Source organism: Algoriphagus confluentis, from assembly GCF_036245625.1.
In the GTDB taxonomy this organism is placed as follows: Bacteria; Bacteroidota; Bacteroidia; order Cytophagales; family Cyclobacteriaceae; genus Algoriphagus; species Algoriphagus confluentis.
Genome location: NZ_BTPD01000007.1, coordinates 228,240 through 250,390, shown reverse-complemented (window position 1 = coordinate 250,390; position 22,151 = coordinate 228,240). Strand labels below are relative to the sequence as shown.

General features: G+C 43.8%; 19 protein-coding genes. 8 read left to right on the top strand and 11 right to left on the bottom strand.

Features of this window, described 5'->3' with window-relative positions; translation table 11 throughout:
* Positions 1-91 precede the first annotated feature (91 nt).
* The 5 genes from AAA943_RS12410 to AAA943_RS12390 form a co-directional block, all read right to left on the bottom strand.
* Entirely contained in the window at positions 92-1,687 is a 1,596-nt protein-coding gene (locus tag AAA943_RS12410; RefSeq protein ID WP_338224576.1) for a SulP family inorganic anion transporter, read from the bottom strand.
* A 33-nt stretch (positions 1,688-1,720) separates the two neighbouring features.
* Positions 1,721-3,658: a proton-conducting transporter transmembrane domain-containing protein gene (locus tag AAA943_RS12405; protein ID WP_338224575.1), complete on the bottom strand. Its 1,938-nt coding sequence runs from the start codon at positions 3,656-3,658 to the stop codon at positions 1,721-1,723.
* Positions 3,658-6,156: a YbcC family protein gene (locus AAA943_RS12400; RefSeq protein ID WP_338224574.1), complete on the bottom strand. Its 2,499-nt coding sequence runs from the start codon at positions 6,154-6,156 to the stop codon at positions 3,658-3,660. Before AAA943_RS12400 ends, AAA943_RS12405 begins: the two co-directional genes overlap by 1 nt.
* A gap of 92 nt (positions 6,157-6,248) precedes the next feature.
* Positions 6,249-6,617: a hypothetical protein gene (locus AAA943_RS12395; protein ID WP_338224573.1), complete on the bottom strand. Its 369-nt coding sequence runs from the start codon at positions 6,615-6,617 to the stop codon at positions 6,249-6,251.
* A 403-nt stretch (positions 6,618-7,020) separates the two neighbouring features.
* Positions 7,021-7,962 carry a DUF4097 family beta strand repeat-containing protein gene (locus tag AAA943_RS12390; RefSeq protein ID WP_338224572.1) on the bottom strand — a complete coding sequence of 314 codons (942 nt, stop codon included), beginning with the start codon at positions 7,960-7,962 and terminating at the stop codon, positions 7,021-7,023.
* A 109-nt stretch (positions 7,963-8,071) separates the two neighbouring features.
* On the opposite strand from AAA943_RS12390, the gene AAA943_RS12385 reads away from it, so the two are divergent.
* Positions 8,072-8,389 (top strand): antibiotic biosynthesis monooxygenase family protein, encoded by a 318-nt coding sequence (locus AAA943_RS12385; RefSeq protein WP_338224571.1) that lies wholly within the window; start codon positions 8,072-8,074, stop codon positions 8,387-8,389.
* A gap of 6 nt (positions 8,390-8,395) precedes the next feature.
* Here AAA943_RS12385 and AAA943_RS12380 read toward each other — a convergent pair whose 3' ends face one another.
* Genes AAA943_RS12380 through AAA943_RS12370 form a run of 3 tightly spaced genes read right to left on the bottom strand, consistent with a single transcriptional unit; the run spans position 8,396 to position 11,023 of the window.
* Complete coding sequence (locus tag AAA943_RS12380) at positions 8,396-8,911, bottom strand: acyl-CoA thioesterase (RefSeq protein WP_338224570.1); 516 nt, start codon at positions 8,909-8,911, stop codon at positions 8,396-8,398.
* A 2-nt stretch (positions 8,912-8,913) separates the two neighbouring features.
* Positions 8,914-9,540, bottom strand: coding sequence for a bifunctional nicotinamidase/pyrazinamidase (gene pncA, locus AAA943_RS12375; RefSeq protein WP_338224569.1), 627 nt, complete (start codon positions 9,538-9,540; stop codon positions 8,914-8,916).
* A complete protein-coding gene (locus AAA943_RS12370; protein ID WP_338224568.1) occupies positions 9,527-11,023 on the bottom strand; it encodes a nicotinate phosphoribosyltransferase in 1,497 nt (498 codons plus the stop codon). Before AAA943_RS12370 ends, pncA begins: the two co-directional genes overlap by 14 nt.
* A 164-nt stretch (positions 11,024-11,187) precedes the next feature.
* Between AAA943_RS12370 and AAA943_RS12365 the strand changes: the two genes are divergently transcribed.
* From AAA943_RS12365 to AAA943_RS12340, 6 genes are all read left to right on the top strand, one after another.
* A complete protein-coding gene (locus AAA943_RS12365; RefSeq protein WP_338224567.1) occupies positions 11,188-11,796 on the top strand; it encodes an RNA polymerase sigma factor in 609 nt (202 codons plus the stop codon).
* Positions 11,789-12,559: a hypothetical protein gene (locus AAA943_RS12360; protein ID WP_338224566.1), complete on the top strand. Its 771-nt coding sequence runs from the start codon at positions 11,789-11,791 to the stop codon at positions 12,557-12,559. Before AAA943_RS12365 ends, AAA943_RS12360 begins: the two co-directional genes overlap by 8 nt.
* 114 nt (positions 12,560-12,673) lie before the next feature.
* Entirely contained in the window at positions 12,674-13,414 is a 741-nt protein-coding gene (locus tag AAA943_RS12355) for a hypothetical protein (RefSeq protein WP_338224565.1), read from the top strand.
* A 696-nt stretch (positions 13,415-14,110) separates the two neighbouring features.
* A complete protein-coding gene (locus AAA943_RS12350; RefSeq protein WP_338224564.1) occupies positions 14,111-14,923 on the top strand; it encodes a DUF2490 domain-containing protein in 813 nt (270 codons plus the stop codon).
* Between the two features lie 12 nt (positions 14,924-14,935).
* Complete coding sequence (locus AAA943_RS12345; RefSeq protein WP_338224563.1) at positions 14,936-16,003, top strand: hypothetical protein; 1,068 nt, start codon at positions 14,936-14,938, stop codon at positions 16,001-16,003.
* Positions 16,004-16,013: 10 nt separating this feature from the next.
* Positions 16,014-17,060, top strand: coding sequence for an ABC transporter transmembrane domain-containing protein (locus tag AAA943_RS12340; protein ID WP_338224562.1), 1,047 nt, complete (start codon positions 16,014-16,016; stop codon positions 17,058-17,060).
* Here the strand turns inward: AAA943_RS12340 and AAA943_RS12335 are convergent.
* Genes AAA943_RS12335 through AAA943_RS12325 form a run of 3 tightly spaced genes read right to left on the bottom strand, consistent with a single transcriptional unit; the run spans position 17,017 to position 21,548 of the window.
* The gene (locus AAA943_RS12335) at positions 17,017-19,761 is read right to left on the bottom strand and encodes a CHAT domain-containing protein (RefSeq protein WP_338224561.1); all 2,745 of its coding nucleotides are present in this window, start codon (positions 19,759-19,761) and stop codon (positions 17,017-17,019) included. The genes AAA943_RS12340 and AAA943_RS12335 overlap by 44 nt on opposite strands.
* 27 nt (positions 19,762-19,788) lie before the next feature.
* Positions 19,789-20,712: a hypothetical protein gene (locus AAA943_RS12330; protein WP_338224560.1), complete on the bottom strand. Its 924-nt coding sequence runs from the start codon at positions 20,710-20,712 to the stop codon at positions 19,789-19,791.
* Positions 20,713-20,744: 32 nt separating this feature from the next.
* Positions 20,745-21,548 (bottom strand): DMT family transporter, encoded by an 804-nt coding sequence (locus tag AAA943_RS12325; RefSeq protein WP_338224643.1) that lies wholly within the window; start codon positions 21,546-21,548, stop codon positions 20,745-20,747.
* Positions 21,549-21,701: 153 nt separating this feature from the next.
* Between AAA943_RS12325 and AAA943_RS12320 the strand changes: the two genes are divergently transcribed.
* The gene (locus AAA943_RS12320; RefSeq protein WP_338224559.1) at positions 21,702-22,151 is read left to right on the top strand and encodes a peroxiredoxin; all 450 of its coding nucleotides are present in this window, start codon (positions 21,702-21,704) and stop codon (positions 22,149-22,151) included.

The following is a 22,151-nucleotide window of genomic DNA, read 5'->3' as shown; positions in this document are numbered from 1 at the left end:
AACGACCTTCCTCCTTCTCTTTGGAAGAAGAGGAGAAGGGCTCGTTTCAGTGAATGAAATAGGAAGTCTGATTCGTTGAAAAGCAACAAGCTCAGGCAGGCTTCAACCTTCTTGCCGCTAAATGATGGTCAGATACAGGTTGGTGAAGTTCCAAGCCGGCAAGGGTGACTTTCCCTCCATTTTCTTCATACTCATGCTGGAAATGATGTAAGTTTTCCATGACCGAGTGATCGACCATCACCGCATTTTTCAAATCAATGGTGATATGGAAGCCAGCAGGTATTTCCTCCAATTTTTTCTTGATTCCCAGAAAGTTGGAGAAAATAGCGGCCTTGTCGATTTCCACCAGGTATTCATTTCCAGAAAAAGAAATAGAGGTAGGCGCTTTAAAGAATGAACTCAGGGGAGCCCCGTTGATCAGATGCAAAATCACCTTCAACAAAATACCGGCAGCAATCCCGACCAATAGATCCTCCACAAGAGTGAACACAATCGTCACCAAGAAAATGGCCAATTGCTCTTTTCCTATTTTGAAAGTATTGACAAACTCCTTAGGGTGGGCCAGTTTGATCCCAACGGTAATCAGCATGGCTGCCAAAGCAGCATTGGGGATCATTTCAATCACCGGAGTGGCCACCAAGACAAAGACGAGAATGAAAAAGCCATGAAAGAAATTGGCCCAACGGGTTTTTGCCCCATTGTTTACGTTAGCCGAACTTCTCGCCACTTCGGAGATCATCGGCAAGCCTCCCACCAAAGCACTGATTGTATTTCCGATTCCCACTGCAATGAGGTCTTTGTCGTTATTGGATTTCCTTCGAAATGGATCACTCAAGTCTATTGCTTTGACCGTGAGAAGAGATTCCAAAGTCCCTACCAAGGCAAACATGATCACATATTTTACAAATATTCCTGTTTGGGCTATTCCAGAGAAGTCGGCATTGTATTTCACATTATCGACTAAGTTTCCAATATGAAGCAAAGCATACGCAGGCTCAGTATGGGCAAAATCCATAGCCAGCTCCGAAGGGATAGCAACCAACAAAACCATTAATGGAGCGGGGATTTTGCCCAATTTGAACTCCTTCAGGTAAGGCCAACCCAACATGATCGCCAAGCTATACACCCCGATCAGGGTAGCCTTAGGATCAAAATTGGCCAAAAACCGAGGAATGGAAGTAATCATTTGGATAATGCTCAATCCTTTGTATAGCTCAGGATTTACATCCAAGAGGACCGGTATCTGCTTTACAATAATGATAATCCCAATGGCCGCAAGCATTCCATGAATCGCAGAAAGAGGGAAAATGTCCGCCAACTTGCCCAATTTCAAAAAGCCGAAACCAATCTGTACCAAGCCGGCCACCACCATGGCACCAAGAGCTAACTTCCAGCCGGCTTCTCCCCCACCGAAATCAGCCACAGAACCCGCTACCACTACAATCAAACCTGCCGCAGGGCCTTTGATCGTGAGGCGTGAACCCGCAAAGAAACTGACAACCAAGCCACCGATGATTGCAGTAATCAAGCCCATGATGGGAGGAAAATCAGAAGCTTTGGCAATACCCAAACTCAAGGGCATCGCTAATAGAAAGACTATAAATCCGGCAGTAGCATCTGAAAGGAAGTTTTCTTTCAGTCCTGCCAACCCCTCTTTAGGGACACTAAGTTTTGATGTGATTTTCATAGGAATATTTTTTTATCAAAGACCCTGAAGAATTCAGGATGAAATGGATGATTTGAAGGATGATTTGAGGGAGAGATTTTTCTTCTTGGTGAAGAGATAGGGACTGAAACCAAACTCCTCAGCAGGAAGGTTTCTTTTTTTTCCAAGAAAGAGTCGACCAAAAATCCGGATGGCTGAAATCCCCTCCATCACAAAAGTCAATGCGGCAAGTGAAGCCAAAAGGTATTGATCTGCATGAATATGGCTGAAGAGAAGGTCTTCTCCGATGAAGGTTGGAGAAATCGGAAAGCCCATCAACCCAAGCACACTCAGAAGGAAAGCGAATGCTAACCCAGGAAATTTTCTCACGTAACCCTGGTACTCAAATAGCCCTGACTGTCCCAGATTTTTCTTCATCCAGGAGATGACTACCAATCCAGAAAATCCGAAGACCACTACTCCGCTTAGGTACACGATGATCTCTTTTGGAGAAAAATTTTCATTTTCTGCTATAGCCAAAACCATCCAGAAATGATTCATAATCAACATCATCCAGCTCAGCCTGGCTGATTTTCGTTCTGAAAAGGATTTCAACACCATCAAAAGAGCGATGAAACCAAAAACCGAGGGAAGGACAGCGTGAAGAGAGGGAGGTAATTTATACCCCAAAACCAGCAGTCCAAACCCGAGCAAATAGCTTGGTACAAAGTAGAATAAGACTGTCCTATAGCTTAGGAAATCCAATTTGTGCCCCAGCTTTTTCATGGGATTGAACAAAATCCGGTTGACCAACCGATCCAAATTCCACTCCTTCAGGCTCCAGACATAAAAGGAAACTTTGATCTTTTGCAGCCAAACAGGCGATGAAGGTTGGCTTTTAGGCTCAAATCCGTAAAACTGCTCCCTGATCAAATAACTCACGATAGAAGGAGAAACCAACAACTGATAGGTCCTCAGAAATGCATTTCCACAAAAGTGAATCAAGGCCAACACCTCAAATCCGGCAGCTACCTCTATGAACATAATCCCGATTTGAGAAAGGGAAGCATAGCCAATTTGAGTTTTTACAGAAGTCTGTACTCTTGCAATCAAATTGGACACTACTGCCGTAATCAATCCCACCAAACCGATAAGGATCCGGACTGCGTATTGATTTTCCCAAAAGGGATAGGTTCTAAGGAGCAAAAACACGCCAAGATGCACAGACAGAGACCCATAGAAGATCGCTGAAGAAGGTGTGGGACCCTCCATAGCTCTTGGAAGCCAAGAAGAGAATGGAAACTGGGCAGATTTTGCAGCGGCAGCCAAAAGCAGCATCATCGCTATAAAAAAGCCAATTCCGCTATTTCCTGAAAGGCTTTCTGAGACCAACTCAGCATTGGAAAGCTTGAGAAAAGTGATATTCTCATTCCACAAATGATGGCTGGCCCACATGGCCAAGATCATCCCCACATCTCCGATCCGATAGATGGAAAAGACCTTTATGGAATTTCGGGTAGGGAGGAGGTTTTCCCGATAAAAGGCCACTAATAGAAAAGAGGCCAGACCCAAAATCTCCCAACCAATAAACAGAGTCTCAAAATTTCCGGCCAGGACAGTAATGTTAAATCCTAAGTAGAAAAAGAGCACCGTGTTGAAAAACCGCTTATATCCTCTCTCCCGATGTAGGTAGTAGCGGCTGTAGAAGGTAATCAGAAAGGTCAGCATAGACCCAATGACTACATAGACGGCCCCTACCCTATCAAAGAAGAAATCCACCAAAAACTCAAAATGCGAAGTCTTGAGCAAAACAAATTCCCGAAGATTCAAAGCCTGAAAACCATCCCAGGCCCAGAAAACCAGAAATAAACATACGCTGAACAAGTTCAGCCCAGCGGTGTAAAAGGCTACTTTGGAAAGAAGGTTCTCTTTTTCCTCAGGCACTAACACACTGATTACAAAGCCCACTAAAGGAATACCGATCATGAGCTGTATCCAAGCTGATAATTCCATCACAGAGAGTCGATTAGGTAAACAGGAAGATTATCTTTGGACAGGAGCAATTTGTCCTGCAGGTGCTCGATGTGGTCGATCCTAGATAGAGGTTGATAGACTACCCAACCTTCGTCCTTGAATCTCAAAAAAGAGCCGGAATGGGGATCAATGACCACTAAATGAAGCCAAGAATTAATGATCCACTCATAGGTAGATGGATTAGATTGGATGACGTGCATCACTACTTTAGGATCTTGCTCCACAATCAGCAAAAGTCGAATGGGGTCATGAATTTCGACCATTTGATAAGGAAGGCCTGTTCGGAGATCTCCGTCCGCCCCGTTGGCCACACCAATCAGGCCCATGACATTGTGAGGAAGCTTGGTCCCTGCACCAAGATTGTCCGGGTCCATTCGAGAGAAGTAGTATTCCAAATTGATCCCTCCACAGACTGGGGCAGCGGCTCCAAGGATTTTTACCAATGCCTTTCCTTCCGGGTCTTTTCGGTAATCATAGGAATTCAAAAAAGCCCTCCTGTCAAAAAACAAACCCTTGATCGTTGACTTTCTGGAAACAATGCACAAGGCATTAGTCGCATGATTGTACTCTGGTCTGGGCTCAAATAGGGAAAAAGCCCGTTTTTTCACAGCTTCATGGAGTCTACCCAATGACTTACCCTTGTCCAGCGTATCAAACCTTCTGGATCTCTCCAGCGCGTTGATTTCGAGAGCTCGGGCAAATTTCTTTTTATTTTCTTCATGCTTGCGGAGATTCTGCGGATTAAGGAATTCTACGTCGTAGTATTCGATTTCATCCTTGGTGGTATCATGAAGCCCCCCGACAAACTGGGTCGAATCCGGAATGCTGATTCCTCTTTGTGTTAAAAGTTGTCTAACCTTCGGATGATTGGCCATGGCCGCTGCTACCCGGGCATTGACCGATCCCGGCCGTCCACAGCAGGCTCCACAATCGTAGCCAGCGTAATGGGTATTGTTGATGCTGGATGCTCCATGACCGATCAAATAGATCAAGCTGGAAAATTTGTCCAAAAGACCTATGCTCCGTAGCAATCCTTCCACCCGATCTGCCATTTCCTCCACCTTAAAGCCGACCTGAAGTCCATTTTCCTCCACCCCTTGATAGTCAATGGTAAGGCTTCCCTTGGGGTCCATGTGCTTAAATGAGGACACCTCCAACGCCGAACTGGAGGGCGTCAAAATATTTCCAACCAATCGAAGTGCTGACCAAAAACCTAAAGTTTGGGCATTGACCCATCCACGAATCAAAGAGTGACTGTTTTGATTGAAATGCGCATCCTTTGCCAGCTTTTTATGGTTGGCCTTTTCTTTTATCAAGTATTTGGGAGTGACGGGTGCCGGACAGGATTTGGTATGGAACTTCCCAAACTCGGGCTGAAAGTAAAACTCAACATTGAAGAAGCCCGGAGTTCCATAAGAAGCACAAAAAGGATCTATATACTCCAAATGCCTTCTGGTGGAACATTCCCGGTCGTCGATACAAAACATCGCCTGAAAGCTTGGAACCTCCGGCGTAACCGGCTCTCTTTTCACAGCAGCTATTCCAGCCAATACTTCATCATAATAGCTCCATTCAAAGGCCTCCTGCCAGCATTGCAAAGCCAAATCCACTTCTTCAAAAGGTGTGATTTCAAAAAAACTTGCTGTGGATAGAGGAAATTTCAACCCGATAGGTGCCCAGTTTTCACCAAACTTTTGATCCAAAGCATCGATCTCTAGAAGGCATTCAAACTTGATCATGTCTTCCAGGGAAATGCTCCTTGAAACCAAAAGGCTTTCGGGTTGATTTTCCAAAACTGCAACCATCCCAGACCAGCCCGGATGAGCAAACTGCTGATCAAACAAATACCAGCCATATGCTTCGGGATTTCCTACCAGAATCTCCAAAAGATCCTCCAAGGCTAGTTCATCGGTATGCAATAGAATTCGAGCACGCTCAGACTTCAGCAAGGATGAGGCACTATTTCGTTCGATCCATCGAATAGAATCCAGAAAGCCTTCTTTTTGGACAGGAAAAGACCAAATTGAAATTCCCTGATCCAAATAGGCCGAGAGAACCCTAAACAAAAACGGATGAATAATTTTATCCAAATTAAAGTGATACTCACTTTTCCAAAGTCCACGCAAGCGGCCAATTTTGGGAATTCCGTTTTCCTCAAAATTTTGATCCAATAGTTTGACCGCCCATTCTTGAGAATGAATCGGACCGAAATGATCTTCCAAAACCTTCTGGAGGATTTCCCCTTTGATTTTCCCCTCACGGTACTTGAGGCGATACTCTTCTATGGGGAGATATCCCTGATATCCAAACTGGATTTTTGCCTGCTTTAGCCCTTGATTGAAAGGCAGGTTTTGGAAAGCATGCAGGGTATTATGATGGACAAAGTCCTTAAGTGGGGCTTGCGCAGGAAGAAAATGCTTTAGTTCCTGCAAAAGCACATCCATCCTCAAGGCACGGCCTTGGCTGAAATGGTTCATGGTAAATGAGCTGAATGAATAAGATTTTCCCCGATAAGGGGATAGAATAGGTCCGAAATGGACAGAAATCAATGATGCCTAAATGGCAAAAATCAACTCAATGCAATCTTCCAGGAATGATAAAAGTCATAGAGATGAAGACTTCCTTTTCCAGGTCTTGATTGGGAAAAAGTCTTTTCCTGACCCGAAAAGGTAGGATTACAAAGTTGAAAAATAAGCTCAGACAAGGCCCAAATCGACCCCTCTTCTTCGGTTTCCTCTTTCTCTTCTTCAGCGTTTTCACAAAACCCGAAGTGACTCTGGAAGTCCGAATTGTCTTGAAAATGAAGTTCAACTTGATGATTTGACTGTTCTTCACTTAAAAAAAGCGGTGTACCTCCACCAAAATCAACCCCAAAAGGACTTTGGATGACCAAAACCCAACGCAGGAGAAGAAACAACGTGGAGACTACAGAAATCATAGAATTCAATTCACGAGGTAAAATTAAAGGAAATTAAATCAGAAGTATTTTTTATTAGAAATTTTTATGTTAAAAATTAAAAATATTAATGATATAAGAATTTCTATTCGCACTCAACCCAAAAATTCTTCACTGGAATTTAACTCAGCAGTAATCGCCCATTCCTTAGAAAACAAAAAAAACCTCGGCTTGGCGAGGTTTTGGGGGTGATTGGAACAACTTTTCTCCTTTTCTAGAAGGACTCAATAAGAACCTATTTCAGAAAGGAAAGTTTCAACAGCCAAATAAAATTTCGATTCTTAAAATCAATTTACTCGGCATGCATACAAATTTAAGGGGAAAATTTGATTCAACCTACTCAGAATCGACTATTTGACATTTATCAAACCAAGTTGTTTCGCAATCAATTCTTAATTTCAATTTTTCCACTGGATACCTTACCAAACACGGTATATGGTGAACCATGATCTATCAGCAAAGAACCTGATGATCCTCTATCCCCCACTTCCACTTTTCCGCTACCCGCTTTTAAATCAAAATTAAACGCATTCAAATCGGAAAAAGTCTGAATCCTGAAATTACCGGATGAGCCTGAAAGATAGGTCTTGGGCCCCAGCCCGACCCTTTGGGCATCTACAGTTCCTGAACTTATTTGGATAGTCTGTAGCTCCTGCACTCCATCCATTTGTACCCTTCCTGAACTCATCTCAGCATTAACACTTCCTTCTATATTTGATAGGTCGATTTTTCCACTGGAAGCCACTAATTCCACATTTCCTTCCATATTTTGGATTTTCAATTCTCCCGAACCGGCAGAACCCTGAATATTTCCAACTATTGAATTTGCTGAAAATGATCCAGAACCAACTTCCGTGTGGATTTCTGAAGACAGAATATCAGCTAGGTCTATTTTTCCAGACCCTACAGAAACTTCCAATACCGGGTGATCAATACCCAAAACTTTGATTTCTCCTGAACCACCTTTAATTTGGAGCTTCATGTTTTTTGGACCTGTGAGATAGAGATAGCCCCGGTTTCTTCCTGTTCCAAAGCCGGATTTTTGATCCAGTTCAATCCATAAGCGATCTCCATCTGTGGTATAGTCAATTTTGAATCGTTCTCCCCGGGAAGACTCCAACTGTCCGATTAGCTTGACTTCCTGCATTCCTTCGATTCCCTGATAGTTTACTTCCAGAAATCCGGATTCGATTTCAATCACCTGAATTCCTACAAACTCCTCATCCACTTGCTGGACTACATCCATGTCTTCAAAACAAGAGGTCAATAGAAACAAAGAAGCTGCCGTCAAGGCCCAAGCTGCCAAGGTTTTTACTTGTGTTTTCATTTTAGTGTGGGTAAATAATTTTTGGTTTAGTATTTTTCATCAAAAGGAATTTCATCCTCCTTTTCTCAAGACAATCCAAAAGGCATTTACCCCTACTCTTTTCCAAAAAATGATTGCAAAGACTCCTTCTCCTCCCTATTTCGCAGTGATATTTACCAGTTTAAGAACGGAGATAGAGGAAAATTACCAGGAAATGGCCACTTGGATGGTTCAGCTAGCCGAGGAACAGGAGGGATATTTGGGCCACGAAAGTGCCCGGGAAGAAATAGGAATTACGGTCAGCTACTGGAAAGACCTCGAATCCATCCGAAAATGGAAAACCCACTCAGACCACCTTTTGGCCCAAAAACAAGGAAAGGAAAAATGGTACAGCGCCTACAAGACGCGGATTGCATTCGTGGAGAAGGATTATGGTTTTGAAAAATAGACCATCCTATTTTTTCTCAATTTCTGCTTTAAGAAGTTTGACCCGGTCTTTGATCGAGATATCGCTGATATCCAACTCAAATGAAGTGGCTTTCAGAAAGTCATTGACTGCGCCTGAATGGTCCGTGCTTTTCCCCTCTGCCAAGGTCACATAGCGCATGGTAGACCAAAGTACCGTCTTCAATTGGGTTTTGGAGTCGTCAGTCATGTAGTACTCTACCAAAATGGTGTTGTGATTGTACCACAAAATCCGGCTCATGATCCTCACCCACTCTCCCACCATGGCGGGTCTCACATAACTGATGTTATGGTTATACACCACCCAAGCTGCCTTATAAACGCGGATCAGATCAATAATCTCCAATCCGTATAATTTGGGAACCTGATCTTCTCTTGCGTTGAAAAAGTAATCGAAATACTTCGCGTTATTCAGATGCCGCAGTGGGTCACAATCCTGAAATCGGATGACGACTCGGCTTTCAGTTTCCTTGGGATAGTGCTTTTCTGGATTAAATTCAAACATGATCAGATGTCTTGACTGTTGATGATTTTCACTCCTGCCTTTTGGAGTTCTTCTTTGGCTTTTTCCCCGTCTTCAGGCTGCAAATTCACGGGCCGGGTAGCATCTTGGATCAAAAAGGTCTCAAAACCCAGATCATTTGAATCCAAAGCGGTAAACTTCACACAATAATCCAAAGCAAGGCCACAAACATATACTTTTTGTACGCCGTTTTCTTTCAAATAGCTCCCAAGTCCGGTATCCCCTCTTCGGGCATTGTCAAAGAAACCCGAGTAGGAATCCACCAACTTGTTTTTCCCTTTTTGGAATACAGCTTTCCACTTTTCACGGGATAAGTCTGGATGAAATTCCGCTCCCTCTGATCCCTGTACGCAATGCACAGGCCACAGAGTTTGAGGCAAGCCCTCCAGCACGATCTGCTCGCCCGGAGACTTACCCGGGTGCTGCGCCGCAAAACTTCCATGATCTGCGGGGTGAAAATCCTGTGTGGCTATCACCCGGTCAAACTTTTCCTGAAGTCGATTGATCAGCGGCACAATTTCATCTCCCCCTGATACTGCCAAGGCACCTCCGGGAATGAAATCATTTTGCACATCTACGATCAAAAGTACTTCGTCTTTATTCTTGCTCATTTTTTTCATTTTCAAAATTCTGCGACTTCAAGACCAGTTCCATGCGGAGGTGATGGAGATTTTCCTCCAAACCAACAGGATACAAATGAGGATTGACCAATCGCTTATGGGTTTTGTCCAGAGATTCCAGCTGTTGGGCTGCCCGTTCCCTGATTTTTTCCAGACTGGGAATAGAATAAATCAACTTTCCTTCTTTGAAAATCGGCTTCAACAATACCTCTTCAGAGTAAAAAGCCGGCATAAGCCTTTTTCTGCGCGTTGGATCAATCGGATCAATGATCACCACTCCTCGGGGATTGATTTCTTCCTCCTCCAGATAGATCATATCCGCGACAGCCTTGTCTTTACTGTAATACCTCTTCACATTGTGAAGACCGGGAATATTGATTTTCAAGGACTGCTGGGAAACTTTGACTTTGGGCACCCATTTCCCTTTTTCATCTTTAATTGCTGACAGTTTATATACTGCACCAAGCGCAGGTTGGTCGTAAGCCGTCACCAGCTTGGTGCCTACTCCCCAAACATCGATGGCTGCCTCTTGGGTTTTCAGAGAAGTGATGATTTGCTCATCCAAATCATTGGAAGCCACGATTTTCGCTTCGGGGAAGCCTGCTTCATCCAGCATTTGTCTCGCCTGTATTGAGAAATAGGCCAAATCCCCGGAGTCAATCCGAATCCCTACCATTTCCTTTCCTTTTTCCCTGAGGATTTCCCCAACCTTGATGGCATTCTTGATTCCTTGAATGGTATCGTAGGTATCCACCAAAAACACGCATTTTTCGGGAAAGGCTTCTGCATACGCCTCAAATGCCTCCAATTCCGTATCAAAAGACATGATCCAGCTGTGGGCGTGCGTACCGGACACCGGTATCCCGAAAAGTTTCCCTGCCATCACATTGCTGGTGGAAGTACAGCCTCCGATGTAGGCTGCCCGGCTGGCAGCTAAGGCTCCGTCGATTCCCTGTGCTCTTCTCAGGCCAAACTCCAAAACCGGAGCACCATTAGCCGCAACATTGATTCTTGCAGCTTTTGTAGCGATCAGAGTCTGGAAATTGATGATGTTGAGCAAAGGTGTCTCCAACAACTGGCATTGGATCAAAGGACCTCTCACACGAATCAAAGGAGCATTGGGAAATACCACGGTTCCTTCCTCCACCGCATCGATATCGCAGGAAAATTTTAGGTTTTTCAGGTAATCCAAAAAACCCACTTCGAAAACCGGGCTTCCATCCTGATTTTTCATCTGAGCCAAATAATCCAAGTCAGTGCCGGAAAAGCGGAAGTTTTTGCAGTAATCAATCACATAATCCAAACCTGCAGCCAAAGAAAATCCACCTTGGAAAGGATGCTTGCGGAAGAAAAGATTGAAAACCGCCTCCTGCTCACCTTTTCCTGCTTTCCAGTAGGCGTAAGCCATGGTGAGCTGATAAAAGTCCGTAAGTAAAACCAGATTGCTTTGATAGAGATCCTTGGTGATTTTCATGAATTTGGAAACGTTCTTTTCAGCCTAGTGACGGGTAATCCTTTCAAAGGTACATTCAAAGCCCTTTCCCACCAAGAATGTCAAGGGAATGAAAAGATTTGAAAAATAGTTGGATATTGAGATTACATTTTTCCCATCACCGTCGACCAAATGATGATTAGCCGATGAAGCTAAACCGAAACTTAACCGATCAGGAACTCCTGGAGCAGATCAGATCCAAATCTAATCCCAATCAGGCGATCAATCAGCTTTATGAGCAGCATTATGGAATTTTAGAGAATTACATTCTACGAAACTCAGGCAATCAAGACGATGCTGCAGACCTGATTCAGGAGGTGATGTTGGTATTCATCAAGCTAGTCACTCAAGGTAAATTCAGAGGAGAAGCATCCATCAAATCCTTTCTCTACAGCATTTGCAAGAATCTTTGGATTTCGGAATTGAGAAAAAGCAAAAGCATGAGTGCCAGAAACGAACGCTACGAAATGGAGAAAAATGAAATCGACTTGGACGTTTCGGAGGAAATCAGCCGAAATGAAAATCTCCGCTTTGTAATGGAGCTCTTCGAGAAGCTGGGAGAGAAGTGCAAGCAGGTACTCACCCTATTCTATTTCGATGAATTACCGATGAAAGAAATCTGTGAAAAATTGGAATTCAGTTCAGAGCAGGTCTTGAGAAACAAAAAATACAAATGTCTTCAAAGCCTGACTGATCAGGTCAAATCTTCCCCCGCCTTACAATCCCATCTTCAAAAAGCACTAAGACATGAATAAGCGATACCAAATAGATGACCTGGAAGCCTATCTTGACGGTTTGATGGAATCAGAAAAAGCCGAACAGTTTCTTAAAGAATTAGAGATAGATTCTTCCTTGAGGGTGGATTTCGAGTCCCTAAAATTGGCTCGGGAAGGGATAGAATTAGCTGCCTGGAAAGAAATGGTTCGAAAATCCCAAGCTGAGTTTCTGGCCGGTCGGACCTCTTCAAAAACAGAGTCGGAGACTCTCATAAAATCAATTTCTTCCTTTGCGTGGATAAGTAGGATCGCGGCTTCCTTGACCCTTTTCCTGGCAAGTGCATTGGCAGTCTTGTTTTTCAGTACTTCTCCAGAAAGCATAACTTCCAAGCATTTGGACTACCAAATCCCTGTAATGAGATCCGGCGAATTTGAACTCAGCAGTTTGGAAGAAGCCTATCAAAAGAAAGATTTCGAAACAATCAATAAACTGGCCTCCGAGATTGATCGCTATGATGCCAAAGCCTATTTCATCTTATCCATGGTCTACCTGGACCAAAGTCGGCCGGAATCTGCAGAAAACTTGCTCCTTGAGATCGAGGAAAGAAATAAGAGCAATCAATCCAAGGAATTTGCTGATCAGATTGATTACTATCTGGTGAAAGCGTATTTGGAGCAGGAAAAAATAAGAGATGCAAAAACGAGAATGGAAAAAATCCTAGAGGATCCCAAGCATACATACCATCAGAATTTCACTGGCTGGGATCAAGTCAAAATCAGAGTTTTGGAATGGAAAAATTAAATCTCAGTCCTCAAAATTCAAGAAAACTCCCCTTCAAGGGAGTTTTTTTTTTTTTCGTTGTAGCGGTTACATCTATCGGCTTGGCTGCGACTAATACTAAAACCAACAAAAAACATGAAAAATTATCTTATTCTACCCGTACTGCTCTTGTTCTTTGTATTCACCTTCTCCTCCTGCTCCAAAGAGGACAACCCGGATGTCCTGGGTACAGGTGAGGTGAAAATCGGAATGGGAGTCAAACTTCAGAGTTCAGGCAACCCTGGAGCAAGATTGGCCAATGCAGGTCTTCGAATCAACTCCGGATTCATTCAGGTCAAAAAAATTGAACTGGAAACCGAAGGAGTGGATGAGGCCGGACGAGAGTTTGAAAAAGAATTCGAATACAGGTTTCCAGAGATCAAAAAGATCAACTTTGACGAATTTGATGCCGGAGTCGACTTCTTCATTGCCATTCCTGCCGGAAACTACGAGGAAATTGAAGTCGAGTTAGACTTGATTGACCATAGAAATCAACCTTCTCTGGAGTTAAATGGTACTTATACCAAGCAAGATGGAAGTTCAGTGCCCTTCAAATTTCAAGTTTTCGGAGATGATGACGACGATTGGGATTTTGAAGTAGAGCTGGAGGCAGAAGATGATGACGATCTCTTCTTCCTTGACGGGGTCAATAATCCCCTCGCCTTGTTTCAAATCAACGCCGAAGGATGGTTTTCAGGAGTAAGCACCTCTGAGTTGGAATCTGCAGAATTGACCGATGGTGTGCTATTGATCACCAAGCAAGTCAATGGATCTATTTTCAGGAAAGTGGAAGGAAAAATCAAAGACTCCACCGAGATTGAATTGAAAATGAATTAATTGCTCTATTGCAATTCTAAACACTAAAATTCTAGAGGAATTGTAAAAAGACACCTTGACTGGGTGTCTTTTTTACATTATGCAGACTGATCGGTCTTTTGAAAATTATTCCATAGGTATATCCGGAACCATTCACGTAGATCTTGAATAGTGAATTTTCCTTTATGAAAAATCCCCCTAGCCTTCTTGGTAAGGGGGAATCCTCCTACTTGGAACCTCAAAACCTAATTTATATCGGTAACGTGCAAACATGCCGATGTAAAGATTATTCAATAGGATTTTCCACTATTTGACCAATGGAGCATACTCAATGGATAGTATCTCAGTTAAGTTATACCCACCTTCGGTCTCAGGTCTTCCTGCTACTCATCCAAAAGGTTTGGAATGAAGGGTCAATTGAGGCTGTCTCACAAGAAGGATTTTTCATATCGAGTCTTAACTATTCTCTGAACATACAAAAAGGAGGAACCGTGGAATGTGGTCAATCGATCGTGGGATTATCCGCAACATCTACACCTGGATTTTCCTATCCTGGCTGGCTGACAGATAATCACATGGAATTTTAATTTATCCTAGGTCCGGTTCTATTTCACACCTTATCCAATTTTTTCGGAATTCCTTAAAAAACTTTTATGTCCAAGATTACAAGTTTTCATCTAGAAGCGACCAAATGGCAGATTAAATCATCGACCATTTATGAAAGCCAATCGCCAATTCATTCTGCTCTACCTAGTGGTCTTCCTGATCGGGAGACCTCAAGTGGTTCTTGGGCAATACAAAACCCGACTTTGGAGCAGCTTTAATGTTGGAGCTCCGCTGACCGACAAACTGGATGTAAGAGCATCCTATATCAAGTCCCTAAAAGTAGATGAGCCGGGATTTGAAACCGCGTTTAATTGGTATGCAGCGGCACTAACTTATCAGTTATCCAAGGACTGGAGGCTTCAATTGGGCTCTGCATGGATGCACCTTCCCAGCTCGGGTAGAACAACCCACCGCTGGACATTGGAAGGGAGTCACAAGATGAAGTTGGATCGCCGTTTTTCACTTCGAAACAGTCTCCAGCTGGAATCTCACAATGACCAAGAACCCAGATTCGACTACCGAGTGATTTTTGGGTCAAGAGTCGGCCTAAGGAAAAGGCTTGACTTTCTTGGTGTGGCTCCTTCATTGAACTATGCCCTGTTTTTCAACATCGGCGGCAATCCGATCCGATACTTTTCAGAAAGCGGAGAGGAAATCACCAGAAAAACCTCCAATGGTCTTCATCGAGGAAGGCTGATGGCCAATTTCAATTTCAAAATTTCAAAGCCCATTCGCCTATCCCTGTATTACATCAATCAGCACGAATTCAACCTGGTCTTTTCAGAAACCAACAAAATCAATGTCCTGAATCCCATCAACGGCCGAATCCAGAGACCATTCAACAATCAACATATCATCGGATTTGCCTTGTCCTACCAAATCAAACCACTCAATGGAGAAGGCTTTCTCCCAATTAACTTCTAATCCATTTATCCCATGAACACACGAATCAAAAAGGGGATGCTTTGCAGCACTATCCATCCCGCACGACTCATCTCTCCTGAATCACTTCCTGCTAATGTGGCTTTCCAGGCAGGGGATGTAGCTGTCTTTGAGGTCCTGGAAATCGGAAAACACACCCAACTTCAATCCGCCGGCCGTAATCTGAGTATTCTGCCCGGGGATCAATTGATGTGTGTCTTCGGCACCCGGTACGCGACCAACCAATTTGAAGGATATATTCCTTCCCAAATTCAGGATGAGTATCATTTGCTCGGAGGAGGCGGTGTAGTGGGTATTTTGGAAAGCACCCACGTAAAGTATGAAAAGGAAGGGCCTACCCGGCTAAAATTGATTGGAATGGCTTCAGACTTCAAGGGTCAAATCATAAATACCATCCGAGAGCGGCAGCATGCCATTAAAAAATTCACAGGAAAAGAAGCCCACAAAACTAAAGTAATCCTTTCTCTTGGCTCTTCTATGGATAGCGGAAAAACTACCACAGCGGCCTATTTGGGTCATAGTTTCGCAAAAAAAGGTGTAACCTCTGCTTACATCAAGCTCACCGGTACCGCCTACCCCAAAGACAAAAACCTAGCCTATGATCTTGGAGCCTGTGTTTCCGTAGATTTTTCCAAATATGGCTACCCATCTACCTACCTCAGTTCAGAAGCCGAAATCCTTAACCTTTATGAAACCCTTTTGGCTGATGTAAATGCCAAAAACCCTGAGTTTGTAGTCGTGGAAATTGCCGATGGCCTGTTTCAGAGAGAAACCCGGATGCTCCTTCAAAATCCTGTCTTTATGAGCACGGTTCATCAGGTGGTATTTTCCGCAGGAGACAGCCTCTCTGCAGTCCATGGAATGGAGACGCTGATCAATTGGGAGATTATGCCTACCGCCTTGTCTGGACTTTTTACTGCCAGCCCATTGCTGATCAAGGAGGTAAAGGAGTATTTATATGAAAAACAAGACCTGCTCTTCATGCCCATCCTCAATCTGGAGGATTTGAGCCTTGGCAAATGGCCAGAGATCCAGCATGGATACAATCTTCTCCAAGCTTAATGAAAATCACATGAATTGGATCAAAAACAGAACGCTGAGGAGGCTTTGGATTAAAAAGAACCCGCAATTGGCGGCTATTTTAATGGTGGGCTGGTTTTCCAGCCTATGTACATTCCTCCTGAGCTTAATGGTCGGTTCCTTCTTTGATATCAATTATCAGGAAGGAATCAGCAAAACCCTGCTTTTGGAAAAATTCGGAATCCGGATTCAGGACATCTCCCTCTTTTTCGGGGTTTTTCTTTCGGTGATCCTGTTGAAGTTTTCCTTGGATTTTTTCGAAAGAAAATCGATCAACTATTCTGCAGAGCATATGGTGAGCAGACTTACCACGGACCTTTTTTCCAAGCAGATCCATTGGTCAACTGAACTCTTCTCTGAAGTACCCTTCGGCAAATACCTCCTCCGCTACAGCGGGGACATGCAGGCCATCCGAAATATGCTGGTCACCGGGATTTTCAGAGGGATAAGGGATGCGGTTTTCCTACTGACCGGTTTCTTGGTTTTGCTTTGGCTGAATCCTGTCTGGACCTTAACCGTAGTGGGCATGGCCTTGATCCTGCTTCCCGCATTCTTTTTTTTGGACAGAAACCAGACTCCTTTGATCCTGGAAAAAAGAAACAGCAAAAGCAACCTGCTCAACTTGGTAACTGAAAGCTTTGGCAGCCATGCCCTTATCCGCGAAAACAAGCTCATCGATCGCTCTATCCGAAGGTTCAAGAGAAAAAAGTCAAGAGTCCTGACCGCCAATCTCCAATACAGAAAATCCGAATCCCTGAGACAGAGTCTGATTACCATTCTCAGTCCCCTGCTGATCTTCTCCTTGCTTTTGCTCATCTATTTCTCTCCCGGGATGAGCACCCCCGGGGAACTCTTGGCCTTTCTGCTGGTACTTTCTGCTTTGACACCGGCTATCAGAAATGTAATCAAGGCGCCAAACATCATCGAAAAAGGCATGCTTTCCCTCGACAAAGTGGAGGTTTTGCTAAGAAAAAAAGACCGAAAGAGGCGGAAATCTATTTCCGAACCAGTACTAATACCCCTGCCAAAAGAAGCATAAGCCCTAGGCTGATAACCAAAGCAATTTGCCATAGGGCCCATTCCCCATCAGAACCAGAGTCAGGAAGTCCAACCCCACGGAAATTGGCCCAATAAAAAGGATGATGAAACTGGGCCATCTTAGGATCCGAGATCAAGTCCATCTTGGCCAGTCGAAGAGAATTGGAATAGCTCTCTCCCCTATCCAAGTAGCGATAAAATCGCTTAGCGATAAAGGCTGCCACCTGATCCTCACTGCTCCACTGAGAAAAAACCAGTTGATCCACCCCTGCAATGGATAGGCTTCGGGCCAAACTGATGATTCCTTCACTTTTACTCAATACTCCCGCCCCAGTCTCGCAAGCACTCAAATAGACCAAGCGGGTATTTTGGAGATCCTGAAAAGCCAACTCCGGAGCAAAAACCCGGAACTCCTCCTCTTCTGGATAAAAGGCGATAAAGGCCTCATTGGGGTCTTCGGAGGAGGCTACTGCATGAGTCGCCAAGTGCAAAATCCCAGCTTGGTGCGCCCGGCTGAGAAATGCCGCTCTGTTCGCCTCTTTTCCTATCAAAATCTGTCCTTCCAGATTCTTTACCTCTTCGTAAGACTGAGGAAGCCTGGCAAACCCGCTTGAATTGGATTCAATCTCCTCTCCAAGAAATGGTGCGAAGGCTAAATACCCTCGTTGCTTTTTTACCGGGGATTTTTCCAAAATGGTCCAGGAAGAATATTGATAGGCAACGGGAAGCACCTCCAAAAGAAACCTGTATTTGCCAAAAGGAAGGAGCTCAAAAGGAAAAGAATTGAATATGTCATGAGGAATAATCAGCAATCCGTCACTTTGATTTAAAGTCTTTTGAAAATCTCCAAAAATAAGGTTGGAAAAAGCCCTGACCCCAGCAGAAGTCTCCCATCGGGCAGAGGGGGAGGGATTCCTTATTCCCAGTATCCAGGATTCCAGAATGGTAAGAGGAAATTGGTCCAAAGGAATCACTTTGGATTCAAAGGAGTCCGAAGTGATGGAAAACACAAAAAGATGGGCCTCGCTCAGAAAGAAAGTCATGACCGCTTGGCTTGATTCTATACTTTCCTGAATGGCTTCCAGCGCAATTTCCCGGTTTTCCAGCTCGGTAAATCCTTGGATTTTTCTGAAATCCTCTCGAAGTCTGGAAAGTTTGACCTGTAAATCCGCCAATTCCGCCTCCCCTACCTTAATTTGAACCTCTGAATTGGCATTCAGTTGCTGCTGATAGGTCCTTGAAATGGCATAAAGAATATTTTTCTCCTCTTGAATCAGCGTTTTTGGAATTTGGGATTTCCGCTTTTTGGCCTCTTGATTCCTGCCGATTTTGAGTGCTTCAGCCTTACTTCTTTCGGAGAGTGAAAAAATTCTGCGCATCGTCTCTTCCTTATTCTCCGGAGAAGAGAGAAAAAACAATCCGTCAAGATAAGTTTTGTACCCATCCAAAACCCAATCTCCTAAAAATATCCGGGCCTCGTCGTTGTCGTAATTGGCAGAGATAAAGCTGGAAAGTCGAAAAGCGGCTTCCCAGCTTTCGACTCCCAAATCAAACCACTGAGGGCTTCCTTCCTTCTGGTAAAGTTTCCAAGAGGCCTTGGCCTTTTTTGTCAAAACCTCGAAGAGGGAGAGAAAAGAAATCCCAAAAGGAAATTCCTTTGGGCTTTCCATAATTCCCGAAGAGGAAAAAGCCGGTAAAAGCTGCTCTATGGCTTGCTGATACAAACCCAATGCCTCTATTTCATTTTGCCTCAATACTTCCAAGTCCCCCGAAATGGTGTAAAAAATGGCCTTTTGAAGAATCTTTCTATTTTGAAATTCCTTGGCAACGAGGACTTCTGCCTCCTTCAGCGTTTGGTCAAGCGAGTCAAGATGATGAACCGCCAACCAAGCCTTGGCTTTGAGATTGAGATAGGACAGAGACCTAATCCCAAAAGCGGAATTGACTTGACCCAAAACCCTCAAAGCTTCCTCACCTTGATTTTGTTCCAAATAAGTATTGGCAAGGTTCAGCAGGATTTGATCCCGATTGATTCCAAAATTCAATAGATCCAGATAAATGGACTTCGCTTCACGGTAGTTCCTCAAGCGATACAGGGCAGAAGCTTTATTACTCAAAAAACTGTAGCGGGCGTAGAGTTGGTTGGGATCCTCAGCATCGAGATAGGAGTTGGCTTTGGTGAAATAGGAAATGCTCCGATTGAAATTCCCCGTTTCGAAGAAGTACACTCCCAGTGCATTGTAAAGTCGCTCCGGCTGTTTCCCTTGATTCAATGCTGCCTGAATCTTTTCCGCCTTCTCTAGATGGTATAGAGAACTGTCAAATTGATTCAGTCCAAAATATGACTCCCCCAAGTAGAGGTGGTGTGAATACACCAAGGTATCCGAATGCCCAAATGCACGTGTGAGGTCTATTCCTTTGGAGTACCAGTACTTGGCTTTTTCGGGCATTCTAAAAGTGAGGTAGATATTTCCCACCCGTTCACAAGCCAAGACAAACTCCATCGACTCCTCGGGTTCAGGAGTAAAAGACAAGACCTCTTCGTACAATTCCAAAGCCTTGCGGTCCTGAGCTTCGGTGGGTGCATCCAAAAAATACAATTGATCCGCCTGTTCGAGTTTATGCCTGAAAGACTGAGCTTGAAGGCAGGAAACACTACCTACTACCAAACAAAAGAAAATAAGTGCTTTTTTAGAAGCCATTTTTGGGGATAATCATCCCCAAAGCTACTACTGCAAGGTGGCCACAATCACTATGTATGGTGGTCTTGGCTTTCGGGGAGGTCGTACTGTATTTGCTAAGCGCAAATTAGCGTTTTTGTCTGAAGTCTTTTCGTTGATCAAATCCCTTTTTTCCTCGATATCATCCAATACTTCCTGAGGAACATCCGCTAAGCTCTCATAGTAAAAAAAGCGAAGCGGAATTTTGTTTAAAGCTAAGGCACTCAAATCATTCAGCTGATAGTACAACTCCACGTCCAATATGGTCCCGTTTACGGGAGTGGACCCAAAAGTCCCATTTTCAACCGTCTTTTGAAGGTCGATCAGCCCTTTGCTGGAAATTTCAAATCCCAAATCCGCCAACAATTGTCCTGTTGGATTATCCGCATCGAATTTACAGCTACTGTCATCGTCGTCATCATCATCGTCATCATCATCATCATCGTCGTCATCGTCGTCATCGTCGTCGCAAGGAAGAAGCAAGCCCGGTACCCCATTGTAGATTGGGCTGGCAAGATTTTGATTTTGACCCAATACATAGATGCCATCCAGATAATTCACCCCGCCAACAGTAAAAAAGGTTTCACAAACCTGTTCACTTCCTGTAGGCTGAAAAGTAATCTTGTATTTCAGTCCGGTCTCACTGGCATTGACGTCAATTACCCCTGTATTGGGATTGATGACCAAACCATCGGGCGAGGCGGAAAAAGTCCCTTCTATGGAATTGATGGGAGAGATCAATTGACTGGAGGCAGTGTTGATGAAAAACAGGGTGTCGGAGTAAGCCAATTGATTGCAGTCAAAATCTTCCAACTCTTCGCGATCTGGATTTTCTACACAAGAAAACACAAGTATGGAAAATAGAATTACTAGAGCCTGAGGACCCAAAAGCCTGAAAACACCCATTACCTTTCGTTTTTCTTTTAGTCGCACCTGTCTCTGATTTTGTAACCGCATTCTGAAAATTATTTCACTCTCAAATTCAGCAATATCCCTACCAAAACCAAAGTCATGCCCACATAAGACATCACCTGGAAAGTTTCTCCGAAGAAAAAGAATCCAAAAATCAGCGCATAGACTATACCCAAGTAGCTCAAACTGGACACCTTGGCTACATTGGCATTTTGATAAGCCAAAGTCATAAAATATTGGGCTGTCTGAGTACAGATACCTATCCAGAGGAGCCAAAGCCAATCCCAGCCCAGAGGCTGAACCCAAGTGAAGAAACTGACCACTCCCGCTACAGGAAGTGTCACCAAAGGGAAATAAAAAATAATGACTAAAGGATGCTCTGTATTCTTCAGCTTCCGGATGACATTGTATGCCATGCCTGAAAACAAAGCCGAGGTAATTCCAATCCCCGCATAGAGCAGATTGACCCGGGTATCGAAGCCCTGCAAGACCAAAACTCCGGCAAAAGAAACTGCGAAAAAGAGAAATTGAATGGGTTTGACCCGCTCTTTCAAAAAGTAAACTCCCAAAATCGAGGTAAAAATCGGAGACAAGTATTGCATGGTCACGGCACTGGCCAAAGGAATTTTCTGGAGCGTGTAAAAAAAAGAAATCAACCCAATTGACCCCACCACTCCCCGAAGGACCAGCAGGGGTTTATTATTACCAAAAACATAAACACCCTGCTTTTTCAGCACCAGATAGCTAAAAATCAAACTGAATACAGACCGGAAAAGGATAATCTCAATCGCAGGTATATGAGGGATAAATTTGACCGAAACATTCATCAAGGCAAAAAATATCCCCGCCAGAAGCATGGATTGGACACTGTTGATCTTCAAAACTTCATTCGGATAGGGTGACTTGATTAGACAAAGCTACGAGAAGGAAGAAAAGTTCTAGTCGCAAAATTTTATTCGGCAAAAACCAAAGATGAATGAACTGGGTTAGATTTGAAAAAAAGAAAAACCATGGCTTTGAAAAAAGGCACCGCCGCCCCTGATTTTAATTTACCCGCTACCTCAGACCAAACCATCACGCTCTCCAAAGATTTGAAGGGAAAAGCTGTGGTCTTATATTTTTATCCCAAAGACTTCACCCCGGGCTGCACTGCAGAGGCTTGTGAATTCCGGGATCAGTTTGAAGGATTCAGAGATCTTGACATCCCCATTTTCGGAATCAGCCGGGACGATATTCCCACTCATGAAAAGTTCAAGAAAGCTCATCGTTTACCTTTCGATTTGCTTTCTGACAGTTCTGGAAAGGTTTGTAAAGCTTACGATGCTTTAATTCCCTTGATCAAAATGCCGAAACGGGTAACTTATCTTTTGGATGAAAATCATCAGATCGCGGGAGTTTTCGAAGGAATGTTTGAAAATAAAGCTCACGCTCAGTCCATGCTGAAGCTTCTGGAAAAATAA